Genomic DNA, 255 nt, shown 5'->3' on the forward strand with positions numbered 1-255 from the left:
GTTGATTTGGCTGCTCAGCAGTAAATTGACGATTAACTAAATCAAGTGGCTTATCTTGTTGCTCGTCAGGTATCGTTGTCTTATGTGCTTTACCCCGACGAACACCTTGAATTCCCATAACTCGCATCAATCGTTCGACTGTACAGCGGGCGACTTGATGGTCGTCAAGCTGTAGCTGCTTCCATATTTTTCTTGCACCATAAACTGACATATTATCCTCCCACACTTCGCGAATGAGTATTATCAGCTCAGCAT

The 255-nt window shown here is 43.9% G+C and carries 1 protein-coding gene; it reads right to left on the reverse strand.

From position 1 onward, the window contains the following. Positions 1-255 (reverse strand): IS3 family transposase (locus PSH48_RS21290; protein WP_273612335.1); only part of this gene is annotated, 255 nt, incomplete at both ends.

Source organism: Pseudoalteromonas sp. Angola-4 (genome assembly GCF_028599265.1).
Classification (GTDB): Bacteria; Pseudomonadota; Gammaproteobacteria; order Enterobacterales; family Alteromonadaceae; genus Pseudoalteromonas; species Pseudoalteromonas atlantica.